The following is a 19,541-nucleotide window of genomic DNA, read 5'->3' as shown; positions in this document are numbered from 1 at the left end:
GCTCCGGAGGTGGATACGACACTGACGGCACAGACGAGACAACATGCCACCCTCGATTTCCCTGGCGGACAATCCGCCCCCGGCGAGGCCGGATGCCCCCCGAGCGCGCAACAGCGCGCCGCCCAAGCCAGGCAAGCAGCGCTTTACCGTGCTGCCAGGCTTTGGCCTCTCTCTGGGCTTCACGCTGTTCTACCTGACGCTGATCGTCCTGATCCCGCTGTCGGCCACCTTCCTCAAGACCTTCACCATGACCTGGGAGGCCTTCTGGGCAGCGGTGAGCTCGCCCCGGGTGGTCGCTTCCCTGCAGCTGAGCTTCGGCGCCTCGCTGATCGCCGCCATCGTGAACACGGTGTTCGGGCTGATCGTGGCCTGGGTGCTGGTGCGCTACCGCTTTCCCGGCAAGCGCCTGGTCGATGCGCTGGTCGATCTGCCCTTTGCCCTGCCCACCGCGGTGGCCGGCATTGCGCTGACGGCGCTGTTCGCCGGCAACGGCTGGATCGGCCGCTACCTGGAGCCGCTGGGCATCAAGGTGGCCTTCACCCCGCTGGGCGTGGTGGTGGCGCTGACCTTTATCGGGCTGCCGTTCGTGGTGCGCACGGTGCAGCCGGTGCTCGAAGACGCGGAGCAAGAGCTGGAAGAAGCCGCGGCCAGCCTGGGCGCCACGCGCCTGCAGACCTTTGTCCGGGTGATCCTGCCGACCATCCTGCCGGCGCTGCTGACCGGGTTTGCGCTGTCGTTCGCACGAGGCACCGGCGAGTACGGCTCGGTGGTATTCATCTCCGGCAACATGCCGATGGTGTCCGAGATCGCGCCGCTGATGATCTATTCCAAGCTGGAGCAATACGACTACGCGGGCGCTACCGCGGTGGCGGTGGTGATGCTGGTGATCTCCTTCGCGCTGCTGCTGTTGATCAACCTGCTGCAAGCGTGGACGCGCCGTCACCACCAGGCAGTGCGTGCGTCCGTCTCGCCGGACAAGGAGAACTGAAATGGCTGGCGTCGTTACCAAGGGCCTGGGCGGCCGTGCCGCCCCCGCCGCCACGCGTTTCCGGGATGCCACGGGCGAAGCGCCGTGGGTGCGCTACACCCTGATCGCGGTCGCGGTGCTGTTCCTCGCGCTGTTCCTGTTCATCCCGCTGGCTTCGGTGTTTTATGAAGCGCTGCGCAAAGGCGTGCAGACTTATTTCGATTCGCTGGTGGAGCCCGATGCCGTGGCCGCGATCCAGCTCACCTTGCTGGTGGCCGCCATCGCGGTGCCGCTCAATGTGGTGTTTGGCGTGGCGGCGTCCTGGGCCATCGCCAAGTTCGATTTCCGCGGCAAGAGCCTGCTGACCACGCTGATCGACCTGCCGTTCTCGGTGTCGCCGGTGATCTCCGGCCTGGTCTACGTGCTGCTGTTCGGCGCGCAGGGCTGGCTGGGGCCGTGGCTGGAGGCGCACGACATCAAGATCATGTTCGCGGTGCCGGGCATCGTGCTGGCCACCATCTTCGTCACCTTTCCCTTCGTGGCGCGCGAGTTGATTCCGCTGATGCAGGCGCAGGGCAGCGAGGAGGAAGAGGCCGCCATCCTGCTGGGCGCTTCGGGCTGGCAGACCTTTCGCCGCATCACGCTGCCCAACATCCGCTGGGGCCTGCTGTATGGCGTGATCCTGTGCAATGCGCGGGCGATGGGCGAGTTCGGCGCGGTCTCGGTGGTGTCGGGCCATATCCGCGGTTTGACCAACACCATGCCGCTGCACGTGGAGATTCTCTACAACGAATACAACTTCGCGGCCGCCTTTGCGGTGGCGTCGCTGCTCACGCTGCTGGCCCTGGTCACACTCGGCATCAAGACGCTGGTGGAGTACCGCGCCAGCCGCGAGCACAGGGAAGATGAGAACTTTGCGCCGGAGAACCCGAGCGCTGGCAAATTGCAAGGACAGGCATCATGAGCATCCAGGTCAAGAATGTGCAGAAACGCTTCGGCAATTTCGTTGCGCTCGACGACGTCACCCTCGATTTCGACGAAGGCCAGCTGACGGCGTTGCTGGGGCCCTCGGGCTGCGGCAAGACCACGCTGCTGCGCATCATCGCTGGCCTGGAGCGCGCGGACGCCGGCCAGATCCTGCTGGAAGGGCGCGATGCCTCGCATCAGCATGTGCGCCAGCGCCAGGTCGGTTTTGTGTTTCAGCATTACGCGCTGTTCAAGCACATGACGGTGTTCGAGAACGTGGCCTTCGGCCTGCGCGTCAAGCCGCGTGCCGAGCGTCCCAGCGAGGCGCAGATCCGCGACAAGGTGCGCGCGCTGCTGGAACTGGTGCAGCTCGACTGGCTGGCCGAGCGCTATCCGCCGCAGTTGTCCGGCGGGCAGCGCCAGCGTATTGCGCTGGCTCGCGCGCTGGCGGTGGAGCCGCGCGTGCTGCTGCTCGACGAGCCGTTTGGCGCGCTCGACGCCAAGGTGCGCAAGGAACTGCGCCGCTGGCTGCGCCGCCTGCACGACGAGCTCCATGTCACCAGCGTGTTCGTCACCCACGACCAGGAAGAGGCGCTCGAAGTGGCCGACCAGGTGGTGCTGATGAACCGCGGCCACGTGGAGCAGGCGGGCACGCCGGAGGCGGTCTACAACCATCCGGCCACGCCGTTCGTGTTCGGTTTTCTGGGCAACGTCAACCTGTTCCACGGCCGGCTTGAGGTTGGGGAGCGGGGCGGGCTGCTGCATACCGGTGACTCGATCCTGCCGGTGATCGGCAGCGGCCATGAGACCGCCGGCGACGCCGTGGCCTATGTCCGCCCGCACGATCTCGACCTCGAGCGCTATTCGCCCGGCACCGATGGCATTGCCGTGACGCTGCGCCGCGCGCTCACCCTGGGCCCCGTGGCCCAGCTCGAACTGGAACGTGAAGACACCCAGGAAGTCATCGAGGTGGCGCTGCCGCTCGAGCGCTTCCGCCACCAGGGCTTCCGCGAGGGCGAACTGCTCGCCGTGCGGCCGCGCCGGCTGCGTGTCTTCGTCCAACCCCATTCATCCGCCCCGGCTAGCGCCAGGAGCACGCCGGCAGGAGCCGCACAATGAACTTCCAGCAACTGCGTTCCATCCGCGAGGCGGTGCGCCGCCAATTCAACCTGACCGAGGTGGCCAATGCGCTCTACACCTCGCAGCCCGGCGTCTCGCGCCAGATCCGCGAACTGGAGGAAGAGCTCGGCGTCGAGATCTTCGAGCGCTACGGCAAGCGCCTGACCGGGCTGACCGAGCCCGGGCGCGAAATCGTGCGGATCGTCGAGCGCCTGCTGCTCGAGGCCGAGAACCTGCGCCAGGCGGGCGATGAATTCGCCGGGCGCCATACCGGCCGCCTGACGGTGGCCACCACCCACACCCAGGCGCGCTATGCCTTGCCCAAGGTGGTGCAGAGTTTCCGCCGCGCCTACCCCCATGTGACGCTGGCGCTGCAGGAAGCCTCGCCCGCGCACATCGTGGAGCTGGTGCTGAGTGGCCAGGCCGATATCGGCATCGCCACCGAGGCGGTGGCCAGCGAGGCCGGGCTGACCTCGTTCGAGGCCTATACCTGGCGCCACGTGCTGGTGGTTTCGCCGGATCACCCGCTGACGCAGCTGCCGGAGCCGACGCTGGAAGACATCGCCGGCTTCCCGATCATTACCTACGATGCCGGCTTCACCGGGCGCCGCAAGATCGATGGCGCCTTTGCCGCCGCCGGCCTGCAGCCGGAGATCGTGCTGACCGCGATGGACGCGGACGTCATCAAGACCTACGCGGAGCTGGAGCTGGGCGTGGGCATCATCGCCTCGATGGCCTACGACGAACGCAAGGACGCCGGGCTGGTGCGGATTGCTGCCGACCATCTGTTCGAGCCCAACACCACCAGCGTGGCCGTGCGCCGCGGCGCCTACCTGCGCGGCTACGCGCACGCCTTCATCAACATGTTCGCGCCGCACCTCTCGCGCGACACGGTCAGCAGCGCGCTGTCCGAGCCAGCGGGTGGGCAGGTGGTCGAGGCTTGACGGCCCGGGCTTGCGGGGCCTGAGTGCCCCGGTGCCGATCGCGCCGCATCCTCGCGTTTCGCGCCATCCGTTCTCCATTCGTCGCACGCCACTTTCGTCCCGGCAGGTGTCCGCGTAAAGTCACAACTGTCCGTGGCGGAATACGCTGATACCGTCACATGGCTTGATGCGCCGCAATATCGACGGTGCGCGGGTCCGCACGAGAGGAGAGCGAGATGAAACAAGGCCGTGGCGGCAAGGGGCTGATCGCCCCGATCATCCTGATTGCATTGGGCGCGGTGTTTCTCGCGCAAAACGGCGGCCTGCTGCCGGCCTACCTGGTGCGGGATGGCTGGCCTGTGCTGCTGATCGCCCTGGGCGCCATCGTGCTTGTGCGCCGCCTGGCCTGGCGGCGCGTCGACCAGCGCGGCCCGAAGCCATGAGCGCGCGCCCGCAAGGGCTGCTGAGCTGGCAATGGCGCGGCTACGCCCGCAATCACAATCACCCTCGCAGCCTGCTGCTGCACATTGTCGCGGTGCCGATGTTCATGGCCGGCAATGTGCTGTTCGTCTATGGCGTGCTGTCGCTATCGGTGCCTGCGGTAGGGCTCGGCGTGCTGTGCATGGCCTTGTCGATGATGCTGCAAGGGCGGGGGCACCGGCTCGAGGCGCTCAGGCCCGAGCCGTTTGCTGGCCCGCTCGATATCGCCCGGCGCATCCTGGCCGAGCAATGGATCACATTTCCGCGCTATGTCCTGTCGGGGCAGTGGTGGGCCGCGTTGCACGGCCACGGTGCCAATCCCGGGGATGATGACGCCAACGTGCCGCAGCGTACATGCGAGCCGGGCGACAGCTGTCAGCGCCGGTGATCGGCCTTTACAATAACGATCAGTCATCGATCAGTCATCCTCGACCTTTGCCCCTATGAAAGCGCTGGATCGCTGCCCCGCCGCCATTCCCTCCAGGATCTCGATCCTCGCGCGCGACCTGGTGTTCGTGCTGTGCGCGAACACCATCATCGCCGTCAGCCTGAACTACGGTTTCCGCACGGGCGGCTCGCTGTGGCACAACTTCGTCTACAGTCAGCTTATCGGCCTGTCGATCTGGCTGCTGATCGACATCGCCCGCGTATTGATCTGGTGGAATGATCGACCCAGGCGCTGGCCCTTCCTGTGCCTGACCGCCGTTGCCGTGCCGCTGGGCGTGATCATGGGCAGCTGGACCACGCGCGTGGTACTGAACGAGCCGGCGAAGTCCTTCGAGGAAGCTACCGATATGCTGCGCATGTGCCTGGTAGTGGGCATGCTTGCGTCGGCCAGCATGATCTACTTCTACTGGTCGCGCGAGAAGCTCGCCCATCTCGAGCGGCAGGCCGCGCTCGACGCGCTGCAGCGCGAAGAGGCCGAAAAGCAGCTGGTGCGCGCGCAGCTGATGGCCCTGCAGGCGCAGATCGAGCCGCATTTCCTGTTCAACTCCCTGGCTAACCTGGATTGCCTGATTGCCACCGACCAGCAGGCCGCAAGACGCCTGCTGCAGCGGCTGATCGGCTTCCTGCGCATGTCGCTGTCCCACACGCGCGCCGAGCAATGCACGCTGCGCCAGGAGTTCGAGTTGCTGCGCAGCTACCTGGACATCCAGGCGCTGCGTTTCGGCACGCGCCTGGCCTATGAGATCGAGCTTCCGCCCGAGCTGGCGGAGGTCGAGATCCCGCCCATGCTGATCCAGCCGCTGGTGGAGAACGCGGTCAGCCACGGCATCGAGCCCTGCATGCATGGCGGCAGGATCGTGCTGTCGGCCCGGGCGCAGGGCGACAACGCCGTGCAGGTTGTCATCACCGATACCGGGGTAGGTTTCGGACATGCCGTGACCAAGGGCTCGGGCCTCGGGCTGACCCATGTGCGCGAGCGGCTGGCGCGGATTTTCGGGGCGGCGGCCAGCATGCAGATGGAGGAGAACACGCCACGGGGCGTGATCGTCCGGCTGACGTTGCCCGTTGTGCGCACGGCGGCGCCTGCCGCCGCCCTCGCACCGATGCCGGTGCCTGCGGGCAAGGCTGCCGGCGCGCGCGCCATCCCCCCTGTGAGCACTGCGACGCAAGGCATTTCCCATTCTTGATGCACCTCGCTGCTTAGCCGCTTCGACTACTTCGACTGCTTAGACTGCATCGACCCATTACCTCCGTTTCCATTACCTCCGTTTCCATGGCCCCGACCCTGTTGATCGCCGACGACGAGCCGCTGCTCGCGCGCGCCTTGCATGCCGAATTGTCCAGCCTCTGGCCCGAGGCGCAGATCGTCAGCGTGGTCCATGACGGCGTGTCCGCGCTGGAGGCGGCCCGCCAGCACCAGCCCCAGGTCGCGTTTCTCGATATCCGCATGCCAGGCATGAGCGGCATGGACGTGGCGCGCGAGCTGATGGAGTTCGATCCGCCGCCGCTGGTGGTGTTCGTCACGGCGTACGACCAGTTCGCGCTGGAAGCCTTCGAGCGCGAGGCAGTCGATTACGTGCTCAAGCCAGTGCAACCCGAGCGGCTGGAGGCCACGGTGCACCGCCTCAAGGCGAGGCTGGCGGCCCAGGCGCAGGCGAGCGAGGAGGGCGGCGCCGCCCTCGATACCGATCGCCTGGCGCAGTTGCTGGCGCGCCTGGAGACCATGGAGCCAGGCGGCGGGCCCGGGCAGCACGCGCCGGCGGGCGCGCCGCAACATGGCTACCTGCGCTTTATCAAGGCGCTGGTCGGCCAGGAGATCCGCATCATTCCGGTGGATGAGGTGATCTACCTGGAGGCGACGGACAAGTACGTCAACGTGGTGTCCGCCAGCGGCGAGGCGTTGATCCGCACCAGCCTGCGCGAGCTGTCGCAGCAGCTCGACCCCGAGCGCTTCTGGCAGATCCATCGCGGCACGGTGGTCAATATCGACTGCGTGGCCAGTGCCGTGAACCAGTCGCTGGGGCGGCTCGCGCTCAAGCTGCGCAATCGTTCTGAAACCTTGCCGGTGGCGCGTCAGTATGCCTATCTGTTTAAACAGATGTAACGCGCAGGGCACCCCTGCCACGGGTTGTTTTACTCTATGATGCGGTATTCGCAGCGCGCCTCTTGAGCCTGGCAGCATGGCCGGCGCGCCATGCCAAGCCCAGCCAGATAGCCGCCCGATGACTGCCGCCACCCTCGATCCCGTTCGCAATCCGCTGCGCCACGACGCCCAGGTCATCGGCCTGGTCGGCCTGGCCCACGGCGTTTCCCATTTCTTTCACCTGCTGCTGGCGCCCCTGTTCCCGTGGATCAAGGCCGAGTTCGGCCTGAGCTATGCGGAGCTGGGCTTGCTGATGACGGTGTTCTTTGCCGTGTCGGCCGTGGTGCAGACCGCGTCGGGTTTCGTGGTGGACCGCTTTGGCGCGACCCCGGTGCTGTTTGGCGGCCTCGGGCTGCTGGGCGCGGCGGCCTTGCTGCTGTCCGTCAGCCCGAGCTACGCGATGCTGCTGCTGGGCGCGGGCGTGGCCGGGATGGGCAACGGCGTGTTCCATCCCGCCGATTTCACCTTGCTCAACAAGCATGTTTCCCAGCCGCGGCTGGGGCATGCGTTCTCGGTGCATGGCATTTCGGGCAACCTCGGCTGGGCCGCGGCGCCGATCTTCCTGGTGACCATTGCCGAGCTCGGCAGCTGGCGCACCGCGCTCGCCAGCGCCTCGGCGGTGGCCTTTGGCGTGCTGGCCGTGCTGCTGGCCTTTCGGCATGTGCTGGATCCCCGCGCTGGCGCCGGCGCGGCGCCCAGGGCGGCCACCGCGGCGGCCAAGGCGGGCGGCAGCATGCTGGCGTTCCTGAAGCTGCCCCAAGTGTGGATCTGCTGGGCCTTCTTCCTCGTTACCACCTTTTCATTCTCCGGCATCCAGAGCTTCGCGCCGACCGCGCTGACCCAGCTCTACGGCATGCCGCTGACGCTCGCCACGGCGTCGTACACCGTCTATATGTTGTGCAGCGCGGGCGGCATGATCGTGGGCGGCTTTGCCGCGGGACGCACCAGCAACCACGACCGCCTGATCGCAATGAGCTTCACGCTGTCGGGCTTGGTCGCGATCTTGGTGGGGCTGGGCGTGCTGCCGGCCGTGATGGTGCCGGTGCTGATGGGCGTGATCGGCTTTGGCGCGGGCACGGCCGGGCCTTCGCGCGACCTGCTGGTGCGCGCTGCGGCGCCTGCCGGCGCCACGGGCCGGGTTTATGGCGTGGTCTACTCTGGCCTGGATATCGGCCTGGCCAGCGGGCCGCTGTTCTTCGGCATGCTGATGGATGCGCACTGGCCGAGCTGGGTGTTCTTCATGATCGGCGCCTTCCAGATGCTGGCGATCTTCACCGCCGTCACGGTTGGCAACGGCAACCGCTCCCGCCGCGAGGTGGCGGGCAAGCGGGCGGCCGCCGGCTGACACGGACTGACGCACGTAAGCGCGCCTCATCCAATTTCCACTTTCCGATTCGGGAGTCCTTCATGAGCTTTGCTACCACTGACCTGTGCGACGCCAATGAGGCGCGCCTGGCCGACGGCTCGCTGCGCGTGCTGTCGCCGGTATTCCAGCATTTTGGCAAGCGCGCCGCGTTCTCTGGCCCGGCGGCCACGCTCAAGGTGTTCGAGGACAATTCGCTGGTGCGCGAGGCGGTTGAATCGCCGGGCAACGGCCGCGTGCTGGTGGTCGATGGCGGCGGCTCGCTGCGCTGCGCGCTGGTGGGCGGCAACCTTGGCGTGCTGGCCGAGAAGAACGGCTGGGTCGGCATCCTCGTCAATGGCTGCGTGCGTGACAGCGGGGAGCTTGCGGTGTGCGACATCGGCGTGCGCGCTCTGGCCCTGCATCCGCAAAAGAGCCAGAAGCGCAATGTGGGCGAGCGCGAGGTCACGGTGCAAATGCCCGGCGCCGTGGTGCGGCCCGGCAACTGGATCTATGCCGACGCCGATGGTGTGCTGGTGGCGGACACCAGGCTGGAGGGCTGAGCATGCCGGTGGTCTTTGTCTATGGCACGCTGCGCGCGGGCGAAGTCAACGACCTCAACGCGGCCGCGCGCAAGCACGGCATTGCCGCGCCGCGCCTGATCGGCAGCGCGACCGTGGCGGGGCGGCTCTATGATTTCGGCACGTATCCCGGGCTGGTGCTGGACACCGCCGCGCCCGGCGTGGTCGGCGACTTGTACGAGGTCGATGCCGCGCTGGTGCCGGTGCTCGACGAGATCGAGGAGGTCTATCCGGGCCAGGCCTCGTTGTTCGTGCGCGAGGAGCGCGTGGTGGCGGTTGGCGATCAAGCCATCAGCTGCCTGCTTTACCCGGTGGGCGAGGACGCGGTCGCGGGCCTGCCGCGTATTGCATCCGGCGACTGGGTGGCCTACCGGCGCGCCCGCTAACCCGCTAACCCGCTTGCGTTTGAAACGGCATGCCGCGCGCTCGCCGCGCGGCCGGTCTTGGCGTAGCATCGGCAACCATTCCATCGTCCGATGTCATGGTTAAGCATGCACGCTCCTCACTCTCTTCCCAACCAGCGATTCGTCCAGTCCGGCGGCGTGCGGCTTGCCGTCAAGACCTGGGGCGATCCCTCGCACCCGGCCATGGTGCTGGTGCACGGCTATCCGGACAACAGCGCGGTCTGGCATGGCGTGGCGCCTCTGCTGGCCAATGACTATTACGTAGTTGCCTACGATGTGCGCGGCGCCGGTGGCTCTTCGGCGCCCAAAGGCGTGGCGGCCTATCGCCTGGAGCGCCTGGCGGAAGACTTCAGCGCGGTCATCGACGCCGTTTCTCCCGATGCGCCCGTCCACCTGGTCGGCCATGACTGGGGCTCGATCCAGTGCTGGGAGTTTGTCACCGAGCCACGCCTGCGCGGCCGCATCGCTTCATTCACGTCGTGCTCCGGGCCTTGCCTGGACCATGTCGGCCACTGGATGCGGGGAAGCCGGTGTCTGTCGTTCACGGCGCTTTCGCGCTCGCTGCGGCAGATGGCCTCGTCCTGGTACATCTATATCTTCCACCTGCCGTGGCTGCCCGAGCTAAGCTGGCGGCTCTGGATGGGCCGCGCCTGGCCGCTTTACCTGAAACGGACCGAGCGCATCGAGGCCGATCCCAATCCCACCCAGGCGGCGGACGGCCGTCACGGGCTGGCGCTGTACCGCGCCAATATGCTGCCGCGCCTGCTTTCACCGGGCGAGCGCCATGCGCACGCGCCGGTGCAGGTGATCGTGCCGCTGCTGGATCGCTACGTCAGGCCGGCGCTGTCCGAGGATCTGTCGCGCTGGGTCGAGCGCTGGTGGCGCCGGGAGGTCAGCGCGCGGCACTGGCTGCCGCTGGCGGACCCCGCCGGCATGGCGGCGATGGTGCGCGACCTGGCCAGGCATATCGATGGTGGCCCGGAGCCGCTGGCATTGCGCCAGGCACGGATGCCGCCAAATCCCGGAATTTCATAATGCGGAAAGTTGTTTTGCGCGGCAAAAAATGGTGATGCGTAGCACAACGGGCATTTCTCATGATGAAGGATTGCTTGCCACATCATGAAAAATAACATATAAGTAATTGATTATAAAAAGGAAAAAAACTAAGCAGGGACTGCATTCTGAGCTGTTGCGACGCGGGGTATTTCCCTACACTCTTATATAAGACACATGACCCGCACGGCAAAAAACAGGGGTGGCGAGGCCAGCGGATCAGCGCCGCAGCCGCCCCCGAAAGTGCCCCGGTCGGCAAGTCGGCACCACGGGCCGCCCAGCCTGTCGCCAGTTTCCAATGCCATCCCCGCTCTAAACTCTAGGAGAGTGAAATGTCCCGCGAAACCGAAGCAAAGAACCTGCAAAAAGAGTGGGATACCAATCCCCGCTGGAAGGGCGTCGCGCGTCATTACACCGCCGACGACGTCGTGCGCCTGCGCGGCTCCGTGCAGATCGAGCACACCTTGGCCCGCCGCGGCGCCGAGAAGCTGTGGCACCTGCTGAACACCGAGCCGTTCGTCAACACGCTGGGCGCGCTGACCGGCAACCAGGCCATGCAACAGGTCAAGGCTGGTCTCAAGGCCATCTACCTGTCGGGCTGGCAAGTCGCAGGCGACGCCAACCTGGCCGGCGAAATGTACCCCGACCAGTCGCTGTACCCGGCCAATTCGGTGCCGCAAGTGGTGCGCCGCATCAACAACACCTTCCAGCGCGCCGACCAGATCCAGTGGAGCGAAGGCAAGGGCGATACCGATTTCTTCGCGCCGATCGTGGCTGATGCCGAAGCCGGTTTCGGCGGCGTGCTCAATGCCTTCGAACTGATGAAGTCGATGATCGACGCAGGCGCTGCCGGCGTTCACTTCGAAGACCAGCTGGCTTCGGTCAAGAAGTGCGGCCACATGGGTGGCAAGGTGCTGGTGCCGACGCGTGAAGCCGTTGCCAAGCTGACCGCCGCACGCCTGGCCGCTGACGTGTCCGGCGTGCCGACCCTGGTGATCGCCCGTACCGATGCCGAAGCCGCCGACCTGCTGACCTCCGACGTGGACGAGCGCGATCGCCCGTTCTGCACCGGTGAGCGCACGGTGGAAGGCTTCTACCGCGTCAAGCCGGGCATCGAGCAATCGATCTCCCGTGCCCTGGCCTACGCCGAAGTGGCCGACCTGGTGTGGTGCGAAACCGGCAAGCCTGACCTGGAATTCGCCAAGAAGTTTGCCGAAGCGGTTCACGCCAAGTTCCCGGGCAAGCTGCTGGCCTACAACTGCTCGCCGTCGTTCAACTGGAAGAAGAACCTCGACGACGCTACCATCGCCAAGTTCCAGAAGGAACTGGGCGCCATGGGCTACAAGTTCCAGTTCATCACGCTGGCCGGCTTCCACTCGCTGAACTACTCGATGTTCAACCTGGCCTACGGCTATGCCCGCAACCATATGAGCGCATTCGTCGAACTGCAGGAAAACGAGTTCAAGGCCGCCGAGAAGGGCTTCACCGCCGTCAAGCACCAGCGCGAAGTCGGCACCGGTTATTTCGACGCCGTGACCCAGACCATCGAAGGCGGCCAGTCGTCCACGACCGCCCTCAAGGGTTCGACCGAAGACGAACAATTCTTCGACAAAAAAGTAGCCTGAGGCTTCAGATCGCGAGATCGAAAAGCGGAATGGCTGACTGGCCTGATAGCCGGTCATCTTGAAGGGCGTGCGACCATCACGCCCCTCAATTAGGCGCCGCGCCGTCTCCCTCTCAGGGACGGCGCGGTTTTTTGCTTTTTGGGGCCGGCCTGCAAAAAAATGTTAAAAATTGTGTCTGTGGCAAATAAGTCATTTATTGGTGGATTGGGACGTTTTTGGCGATATGATGCTGCCCGTGTGTAAGTAGAGCCACACCGCAGGTCGCTGGCCAGCCGCCGGCACATCTCCATTCAAGTCACTGGCGAGCAACCCGGCCGGTGTCGATCCCAAGAAGGCAACAAACATGAAGCACAAACTTTCCCTGGCCGCTATCGTCGCGCTCTGCGCTGCCTTGGCCGGCTGCGCCGGCACCAATGTCGACGGCATGATGGGCGCCGGCACCTCGCTGCTCAAGGCGGCCTCGCTGAGTGACGGCGACGTCAAGGCCATGTCCGACCAGTCTTGCGCCGAGCTCGACAAGGCCAACAAGATTGCAGCCCCTGGCAGCACTTACAACAAGCGCCTGACCAAGATCATGGCGGGCCTGCAGTCAAGCGGCCTGCCCAACGTCAACGCCAAGGTCTACCTGACCAAGGACGTCAACGCCTGGGCCATGGCCAACGGCTGCGTGCGCGTGTACAGCGGCCTGATGGACATGATGACCGACGACGAAGTGCGCGGCGTGGTGGGGCATGAGCTGGGCCACGTGGCGCTGGGGCACACCAAGAACAAGATGCAGGTGGCGTACACCGCCATGGCGGCGCGCGGCGCGCTGGCCGCCGCCGGCGGCACCGTGGCCGCGCTGTCGGCCTCGCAGCTGGGCGAAATGGGCGAGCAGCTGATCAACGCGCAATTCTCGCAAACGCAGGAAAGCGCCGCCGACGACTACTCGTTCGACGTGCTGACCAAGAACAAGGCCAATACCCGTGGCCTGGTCACGGCGTTCCAGAAGCTGGCCAAGCTCGATGGCGGCAAGTCCAGCATGTTCTCGTCGCACCCGGGCTCGGACGACCGCGCCAAGCACATCGAAGACCGTATCAAGAAGAGCAGCTGATCCGGGCCGGCCTTGCCGCATAGGCGGGCCGGGCAAGCAAGAAGGCTGGCTGCCCTGTTCGGGGCGGCCAGCCTTTTTGTCGTTTATCGTTCGTCGTTCGTCGCCAGGGCGCGCTCACCGATACACGATCACCGGGATGTCGGTGTGCGTCAGCACCTTCTGGGTTTCGCTGCCCAGCAGCAGGCCCGACAAGCCGCGCCTGCCGTGCGAGGCCATGAAGATCACGTCGCAGCCATGGCGCTCGGCCGCGTCGATGATGCCCAGGTAGGGCACCGCAAAGGTGGACATGTCGGCGTCAAAGCTGATGCCGTCGGCCCGGGCGGCGGTTTCCACTTCCTTCAGGTACAGCTTGGCCTGGCTTTCGATGCGGTCCCTGAAGGCTTGTGGCGCCTCCACCACGATCTCGCTGAACGGCGTGTAGGGATACTCCTCCAGGCAGACATAGGCGGTGACCCGCGCGTTGATTGTCTTGGCCAGCTCCAGCGCGCCGTCGATGGCCTTCTTGGACAGTTCCGAACCGTCGGTGGGTAGCAGGATGTGCTTGAACATGCTGGACTCCTTTGGGGCGAATGGACCGGATTTACCTTCGGACGGAGGCAGGCCGCACGGCACCTGTCAGCTTTTATTGTAGGCAGGGGTGGCGCATGCGGCATTGCCCTAAATCAAATCGAACTAGGAATTGACCGCCAGTTGCGGCTTGCCGGCGGCGGATGCCTGTTCCGCGCGGCGCCAGTAGGCCGGGTTCCCATAGGTGTTCTTCAGGTGGTCGATGAACAGCCGTACCCGCAGCGGCAGGTGTTTGCGCTGCGGAAAGACAGCGTGGATGCCGATTGGTGGCGCCTGGAACTCGTCGAGCACCGTGACCAGCCGGCCGCTAGCGATTTCCTGCCCGACTTCCCACCAGGAGCGCCATGCCAACCCGTGGCCATGCAGGCACCACGCGTGCAGCACCGCGCCATCGGTGCATTCCATGGTGCCGCCCACCTTGACCGTGACCGCGCGGCCTTCCTGCTGGAAGGCCCAGCCGCGCTGCACGTTGGCGCTGGCGCCGAACGCCAAACAGTTGTGACGGGTGAGATCCTCGGGCAGGGCGGGTACGCCATGGCGCGCCAGGTAGTCGGGGGACGCCACCACCACGCGCCGGTTCTCCGCCAGGCGGATCGACACCAGGCTGGAGTCGGGCAGGTCGCCCAGGCGGATGGCGCAGTCGAAGCCCTCGTTGACGAGATCCACCACGCGGTCCGACAGGTCCAGCGTGATGGTCACATCCGGGTGCGATTCGATGAACAACGGCACCAGCGGCGCCACGTGCTTGCGCCCGTATCCCGCCGGCGCGGTCACGCGCAGATGGCCGCTGGCCTTGACGCCGCCCGCCGAGACGCTGGCCTCGGCGTTGTGCAGGTCGTTGAGGATGCGCTGGCAGTCTTCCAGGAAGGCCGAGCCTTCGAAGGTCAGGCTGATCTTGCGCGTGGTGCGCAGCAGCAGCTTGACGCCCAGCCGCTCTTCCAGCGCATCGATGCGCCGGCCGATGATGGCCGGCGCCACGCCTTCAGCCGCCGCGGCCGCCGAAAGGCTGCCCCGCGCGGCTACCGAGACGAACGTCTCCAATTGTTTGAAATGATCCACGAAGCTCGCCAGTTTTGTGCCTCATGCCGCCCAAAACAAGGGGCGGGTGAGGCAATGGGGTGGATTTGGTGCCTTATCTTTACAGCGTTAGCGAAGATTAGTGGTGTAAAAGTAAAAGATCAAGTGACCCCGACCGACTTTGCCGCACTGCAACGTCTCCCTACAATGCTATGCATTCATTGGTGTACAGGCCCACGCAGTGGCGCTGGCCTGCCGGGTTTGTCCAAAGGAACCGCTCCAGCTCATGCAAAAGATCCGCGCCGTCGTCTTCGATGCCTATGGCACGCTGTTCGACGTGTATTCCGTCACCGCGCGCGCGGAGCAATTGTTTCCGGGCAAGGGCGAGGCGCTGGCGCTGCTGTGGCGCGAGCGTCAGATCGACTACACCCGCATCCGCTCGATGGCCGCGCCCGACGGCGCCTACTACAAGCCGTTCTGGGCGCTGACGGTGGATGCGCTGCGCTATGCGGCCGAGCGCCTGCAACTGGTGCTGGACCCGGCCCTGGAGGCGCAACTGCTCAAGGAGTACGCGTGCTTGTCGGCCTTCCCGGAAAACCTCGGCGCGCTCAAGCGCCTGCGGGCAGCCGGGCTGCCGCTGGGCATTCTTTCCAACGGCAATCCGCAGATGCTGGATATCTCGGTCAAGAGTGCCGGCATGCACGGGCTGTTCGACCACGTGCTGTCGGTCGACGCGGTGCGCATGTACAAGACCGCGCCCGAGGCCTACGCGCTGGGCCCCAAGGCGTTTGGCGTGCCGGCGGGGGAGATCCTCTTCGTCTCGTCCAATGGCTGGGACGCTTGCGGCGCCACCTGGTATGGCTACACCACGTTCTGGATCAATCGTGCCGGTCATCCGGCGGAGCGGCTCGATGTGAGCCCTTCCGGCACCGGGCACGACATGAATGACCTGCTCGAATTCGTCCGCACCCAAGGTGCGGCGGTTTGACGGCGGGCACTTTTAATCAACCATCGATCACAGGAGAACACTGATGGCCATCACGCTGCCTGCGGGCATGAAGATTACCGGCGAAATCCTGCCGGCCTACGAAGACATCCTCACGCCGGCGGCCCTGGCCCTGGTGGACAAACTGCACCGCGCCTTCGAGCCGCGCCGCCAGGAACTGCTGGCAGCCCGCGTCGAGCGCACCAAGCGCCTGGACGCCGGCGAGCTGCCCGACTTCCTTGCGCAGACCAAGAGCGTGCGCGAAGGCGACTGGAAGGTCGCGCCGGTGCCGCCGGCACTGCATTGCCGCCGCGTGGAAATCACCGGCCCGGTCGAAGCCAAGATGGTCATCAACGCGTTCAACTCCGGCGCGGACAGCTACATGACCGACTTCGAGGACTCCAACACCCCCAACTGGCACAACCAGTTGCAGGGCCAGGTCAACCTCAAGGCCGCCGTGCGCCGCACCCTCACGCTGGATTCCAACGGCAAGCACTACAAGCTGAACGACAAGATCGCCACGCTGCAAGTGCGCCCGCGCGGCTGGCACCTGGACGAGAAGCACGTCACCATCGACGGCCAGCGCGTCTCCGGCGGCATCTTCGACTTCGCGCTGTTCCTGTTCCATAACGCCAAGGAACAGATCGCACGCGGCGCCGGCCCCTTCTTCTACCTGCCGAAGATGGAAAGCCACCTCGAAGCGCGCCTGTGGAACGACGTCTTCGTCATGGCCCAGAACGAAATCGGCCTGCCGCAAGGCACCGTCAAGGCAACCGTGCTGATCGAAACGATCCTGGCCGCCTTCGAGATGGAAGAAATCCTGTACGAGCTGCGCGAGCACAGCGCCGGCCTGAACGCTGGCCGCTGGGACTACATCTTCTCGTGCATCAAGAAGTTCAAGGTCGACAAGAACTTCTGCCTGGCCGACCGCGCCAAGGTCACCATGACCGCGCCGTTCATGCGCTCGTACGCGCTGCTGCTGCTCAAGACCTGCCACAAGCGCGGCGCGCCCGCCATCGGCGGCATGAGCGCACTGATCCCGATCAAGAACGATCCGGAGAAGAACGCCGTTGCCATGCAAGGCATCATCAACGACAAGAAGCGCGACGCCACCGACGGCTACGACGGCGGCTGGGTGGCTCACCCGGGCCTGGTCGAGCCGGCCATGAAGGAATTCGTGGCAGTGCTGGGCGACAAGCCCAACCAGTTCGACAAGCAGCGCGACGACGTCAACGTGGCGGCCAAGGACCTGCTGGACTTCCAGCCGGAAACCCCGATCACCGAGGCCGGCCTGCGCATGAACATCAACGTTGGCATTCACTACCTCGGCTCCTGGCTGGCCGGCAACGGCTGCGTGCCCATCCACAACCTGATGGAAGACGCCGCCACCGCCGAAATCTCGCGCTCCCAAGTGTGGCAGTGGATCCGCTCGCCGAAGGGCAAGCTGGAAGACGGCCGCAAGGTGACCGCCGAGATGGTGCGCGCGCTGATCCCGGAAGAGCTGGCCAAGGTCAAGGCTTTCGTCGGTGGCGACACCACGACGTATGACCGCGCCGGCGAGATCTTCGAGCAGATGTCCACGTCGGAGGACTTTGCCGAGTTCCTGACGCTGCCGCTGTACGAAGAGATCTGATCGGGCGACAGCACTCGCCTGGCCGGGGCTTTGGCCCCGGTGCAAAAAAACCGCAGCCTGGTGCTGCGGTTTTTTTTATGGTGCGCCCGGCAGGGCGCACTCACTCGATCGCCTCGTTGGCGGGAAATAGTCCGCACATGCTTGCAGCCCGCTGTGCCCAAATTTCATCAGTCGCCGGCCGCATGTCGTCGAGGCGGTGCTTCGACCTCCGTATGTCGATATGGCTTGAAGTATCCAAGCGTTGGTTCAACTGTTTTTCAGGAAAACAAGAATTTTCTTAGGTTTATTTTGTTTCGTGCGAATTATGATTTGGTCATCGCCGAGAGGCCTCAGTGTCACTGGACTCCAGCGTCACCATCTCCAGATCGCGCTGTAAGGGGCAAGGTGCTCGACCGGGGCTAAAGAAGTTAAGTGTATTGCGTCATTTGTCGTATGACGACAGATAACGATAGCAAGATCAATGAGGCTTCCTGTCGGAGCGCATGTGCCGCGTTCTGTATGGAGTCGTTCTCCTGCGCGCATCGCGGGCGATCAAGATGTGGCGTCGATCATTGGCGTGCTGCCAGTGGCAACAGGGGTTGCGAGAGATGTTCTTGATTGGCGTGTGAGCTATGTCTTCGCTTCATCTTATACGATGACTTGTGATCTGATGTGTATGCAATGCGGCGAATTTATTCTGAGTCCATTCGCCACCTATCCCGAATTGCCCCTCTCCAGGCCATTCCTGTGGCGGGGCGTGACAGTAGCTGTTCAACCTCGCGCGCGCCCGCGGCCACGGTTCGCGCGTTGCAGGGGATTGGTCTCTGGTCCCGGCAATTGCCGAATCGGCATTCCTTGAAGTGGCCGAAATCTGTTTGGCAGTGATTCGAAAGAAGAAATCAGGAGGCGACATTGAAGACGATTAAGGGCTTACGCTGGTGGATCATTGCGCTTGTGTGCCTTGGCACAATCATGAACTACCTGGCGCGCAACTCACTTGGTGTACTCGCGCCGCAGTTGAAGGCCGAGTTCAGCATGAGCACGCAGCAGTATTCATATGTGGTCGGCGCTTTTCAGATTGGCTACACGCTCATGCAGCCGGTTTGCGGGTTCATCGTTGACTTGATTGGCTTGCGCATCGGCTTCGCGCTTTTTGCTGTGCTCTGGTCGATTGCCGGTTGCCTGCACGGCTGGGCGACGGGCTGGCTCTCACTGGCGGCCTTTCGCGGCCTGATGGGGCTTACCGAGGCGGCAGCCATTCCATCCGGCATGAAAGCGGTCGCCGAGTGGTTTCCGGATAAAGAGAAATCCGTCGCGGTCGGTTATTTCAACGCTGGCACCTCCCTGGGGGCATTGCTTGCGCCTCCGCTGGTCATCTTCCTGTCGTTGCACTACGGATGGCAGGCCGCTTTTGTGGTGACGGGAGCCATGGGTTTTTTCTGGGCCGCGCTGTGGTATGCGTTCTATCGGTCGCCACGCGATCATGCGCGGCTGTCGGAAACCGAGCGCAACAAGATCATCGGCGGGCAGCACAGTTCGGCCGGGGCAACGCGTGGCAAGCGGCCGGTCAAGGAGGTGCTCAAGTCGCGGCGCTTCTGGGCCATCGCGCTGCCGCGCTTCTTTGCCGAGCCAGCCTGGCAGACCTTCAGCTTCTGGATTCCGCTCTATCTGTCGAGCGCACGGCACATGGAGCTCAAGGAGATTGCACTGTATGCCTGGCTGCCGTTCCTGGCGGCAGACCTGGGCGGGCTGGTGGGAGGTTACCTGTCGCCGTTCCTGATGAAGTATTTCCGTGTGCCATTGGTATGGTCGCGCGTGTGCGGCGTCGTACTGGGCGCGGTCATGATGATCGGCCCGGCCTGTATCGGCTTGGTGGCGTCTCCGTATCAGGCGATTGCGCTGTTCTGCGTGGGCGGCTTCGCGCACCAGATGATCTCGACCTTGGTCAATACGCTCAGCGCCGATGTCTTCGACCCGGATGAGGTGGGCACCGCGAGTGGCTTTGCCGGTATGGCCGCGTGGATCGGCGGACTCAGCTTCTCGCTGATGGTGGGCGCGCTGGCCGATACGGTCGGATACGGCCCGCTGTTCGCCTTGCTAGGCACCTTCGACCTGATCGGGGCTGCGTTGCTGATTTTCCTGATCCGCGGCCAGTCGCAGGAAGAACGTGCCGCGCGCCAGATCAAGCAAGAACTCTCCTTATCCAATTGAGGTGAA

Annotated in this window: 19 protein-coding genes; 17 read left to right on the top strand and 2 right to left on the bottom strand. The window is 64.8% G+C overall.

The features are described from left to right. Window positions 1-43: 43 nt before the first annotated feature. The 14 genes from cysT to A9975_RS02640 all read left to right on the top strand — a co-directional run bounded on the left by cysT (window position 44) and on the right by A9975_RS02640 (window position 13,143). The gene (cysT, locus tag A9975_RS02705) at window positions 44-988 is read left to right on the top strand and encodes a sulfate ABC transporter permease subunit CysT (protein WP_183031275.1); all 945 of its coding nucleotides are present in this window, start codon (window positions 44-46) and stop codon (window positions 986-988) included. 1 nt (window position 989) lies between these two features. After that, a complete protein-coding gene (gene cysW, locus A9975_RS02700) occupies window positions 990-1,931 on the top strand; it encodes a sulfate ABC transporter permease subunit CysW (RefSeq protein ID WP_183031274.1) in 942 nt (313 codons plus the stop codon). Then, a complete protein-coding gene (locus tag A9975_RS02695) occupies window positions 1,928-3,052 on the top strand; it encodes a sulfate/molybdate ABC transporter ATP-binding protein (RefSeq protein WP_150983580.1) in 1,125 nt (374 codons plus the stop codon). Before cysW ends, A9975_RS02695 begins: the two co-directional genes overlap by 4 nt. Beyond that, window positions 3,049-3,996, top strand: coding sequence for a CysB family HTH-type transcriptional regulator (locus tag A9975_RS02690; RefSeq protein WP_183031273.1), 948 nt, complete (start codon window positions 3,049-3,051; stop codon window positions 3,994-3,996). The genes A9975_RS02695 and A9975_RS02690 overlap by 4 nt, the downstream gene beginning before the upstream one ends. Before the next feature lie 215 nt (window positions 3,997-4,211). Then, window positions 4,212-4,418, top strand: coding sequence for a LiaI-LiaF-like domain-containing protein (locus A9975_RS02685; RefSeq protein WP_150983578.1), 207 nt, complete (start codon window positions 4,212-4,214; stop codon window positions 4,416-4,418). Further along, on the top strand, window positions 4,415-4,843 hold the full coding sequence (locus A9975_RS02680) for a terminase (RefSeq protein WP_183031272.1): 429 nt from the start codon (window positions 4,415-4,417) through the stop codon (window positions 4,841-4,843). The genes A9975_RS02685 and A9975_RS02680 overlap by 4 nt, the downstream gene beginning before the upstream one ends. Window positions 4,844-4,898: 55 nt before the next feature. Next, a complete protein-coding gene (locus tag A9975_RS02675) occupies window positions 4,899-6,089 on the top strand; it encodes a sensor histidine kinase (protein ID WP_183031271.1) in 1,191 nt (396 codons plus the stop codon). Between the two features lie 86 nt (window positions 6,090-6,175). Next, complete coding sequence (locus A9975_RS02670) at window positions 6,176-7,006, top strand: LytTR family DNA-binding domain-containing protein (protein WP_150983576.1); 831 nt, start codon at window positions 6,176-6,178, stop codon at window positions 7,004-7,006. Window positions 7,007-7,124: 118 nt separating this feature from the next. Then, on the top strand, window positions 7,125-8,390 hold the full coding sequence (locus A9975_RS02665) for an MFS transporter (RefSeq protein WP_183031270.1): 1,266 nt from the start codon (window positions 7,125-7,127) through the stop codon (window positions 8,388-8,390). A 62-nt stretch (window positions 8,391-8,452) separates the two neighbouring features. Next, the gene (gene rraA, locus A9975_RS02660; protein ID WP_183031269.1) at window positions 8,453-8,950 is read left to right on the top strand and encodes a ribonuclease E activity regulator RraA; all 498 of its coding nucleotides are present in this window, start codon (window positions 8,453-8,455) and stop codon (window positions 8,948-8,950) included. Window positions 8,951-8,952: 2 nt separating this feature from the next. Next, window positions 8,953-9,354, top strand: coding sequence for a gamma-glutamylcyclotransferase (locus tag A9975_RS02655; protein WP_183031268.1), 402 nt, complete (start codon window positions 8,953-8,955; stop codon window positions 9,352-9,354). Between the two features lie 105 nt (window positions 9,355-9,459). After that, a complete protein-coding gene (locus A9975_RS02650) occupies window positions 9,460-10,407 on the top strand; it encodes an alpha/beta fold hydrolase (protein ID WP_255503022.1) in 948 nt (315 codons plus the stop codon). Between the two features lie 350 nt (window positions 10,408-10,757). Then, the gene (aceA, locus tag A9975_RS02645) at window positions 10,758-12,050 is read left to right on the top strand and encodes an isocitrate lyase (protein WP_174427329.1); all 1,293 of its coding nucleotides are present in this window, start codon (window positions 10,758-10,760) and stop codon (window positions 12,048-12,050) included. A 343-nt stretch (window positions 12,051-12,393) separates the two neighbouring features. Further along, the gene (locus A9975_RS02640; RefSeq protein WP_183031266.1) at window positions 12,394-13,143 is read left to right on the top strand and encodes a M48 family metalloprotease; all 750 of its coding nucleotides are present in this window, start codon (window positions 12,394-12,396) and stop codon (window positions 13,141-13,143) included. A 114-nt stretch (window positions 13,144-13,257) separates the two neighbouring features. Here the strand turns inward: A9975_RS02640 and A9975_RS02635 are convergent, their stop codons facing one another. Together A9975_RS02635 and A9975_RS02630 are read right to left on the bottom strand one after the other, a co-directional pair. Next, entirely contained in the window at window positions 13,258-13,692 is a 435-nt protein-coding gene (locus A9975_RS02635; RefSeq protein WP_006161942.1) for a universal stress protein, read from the bottom strand. A gap of 123 nt (window positions 13,693-13,815) precedes the next feature. Next, the gene (locus A9975_RS02630; RefSeq protein ID WP_150983570.1) at window positions 13,816-14,769 is read right to left on the bottom strand and encodes a LysR family transcriptional regulator; all 954 of its coding nucleotides are present in this window, start codon (window positions 14,767-14,769) and stop codon (window positions 13,816-13,818) included. Window positions 14,770-15,013: 244 nt separating this feature from the next. On the opposite strand from A9975_RS02630, the gene A9975_RS02625 reads away from it, so the two are divergent. The 3 genes from A9975_RS02625 to A9975_RS02615 all read left to right on the top strand — a co-directional run bounded on the left by A9975_RS02625 (window position 15,014) and on the right by A9975_RS02615 (window position 19,535). Then, window positions 15,014-15,715, top strand: a complete 702-nt coding sequence (locus A9975_RS02625; RefSeq protein WP_174427332.1) for a haloacid dehalogenase type II — start codon at window positions 15,014-15,016, stop codon at window positions 15,713-15,715. A 43-nt stretch (window positions 15,716-15,758) separates the two neighbouring features. Beyond that, window positions 15,759-17,345, top strand: a complete 1,587-nt coding sequence (gene aceB, locus A9975_RS02620) for a malate synthase A (RefSeq protein WP_183031265.1) — start codon at window positions 15,759-15,761, stop codon at window positions 17,343-17,345. An 891-nt stretch (window positions 17,346-18,236) separates the two neighbouring features. Then, on the top strand, window positions 18,237-19,535 hold the full coding sequence (locus A9975_RS02615; protein ID WP_183031263.1) for an MFS transporter: 1,299 nt from the start codon (window positions 18,237-18,239) through the stop codon (window positions 19,533-19,535). Window positions 19,536-19,541 lie beyond the last annotated feature (6 nt).

Origin of the sequence: Cupriavidus sp. UME77 (assembly GCF_014170355.1) — a bacterium.
In the GTDB taxonomy this organism is placed as follows: Bacteria; Pseudomonadota; Gammaproteobacteria; order Burkholderiales; family Burkholderiaceae; genus Cupriavidus; species Cupriavidus basilensis.
Note: the sequence above shows the minus strand (reverse complement) of the source record. Positions and strands in the feature narration are given on the sequence as shown.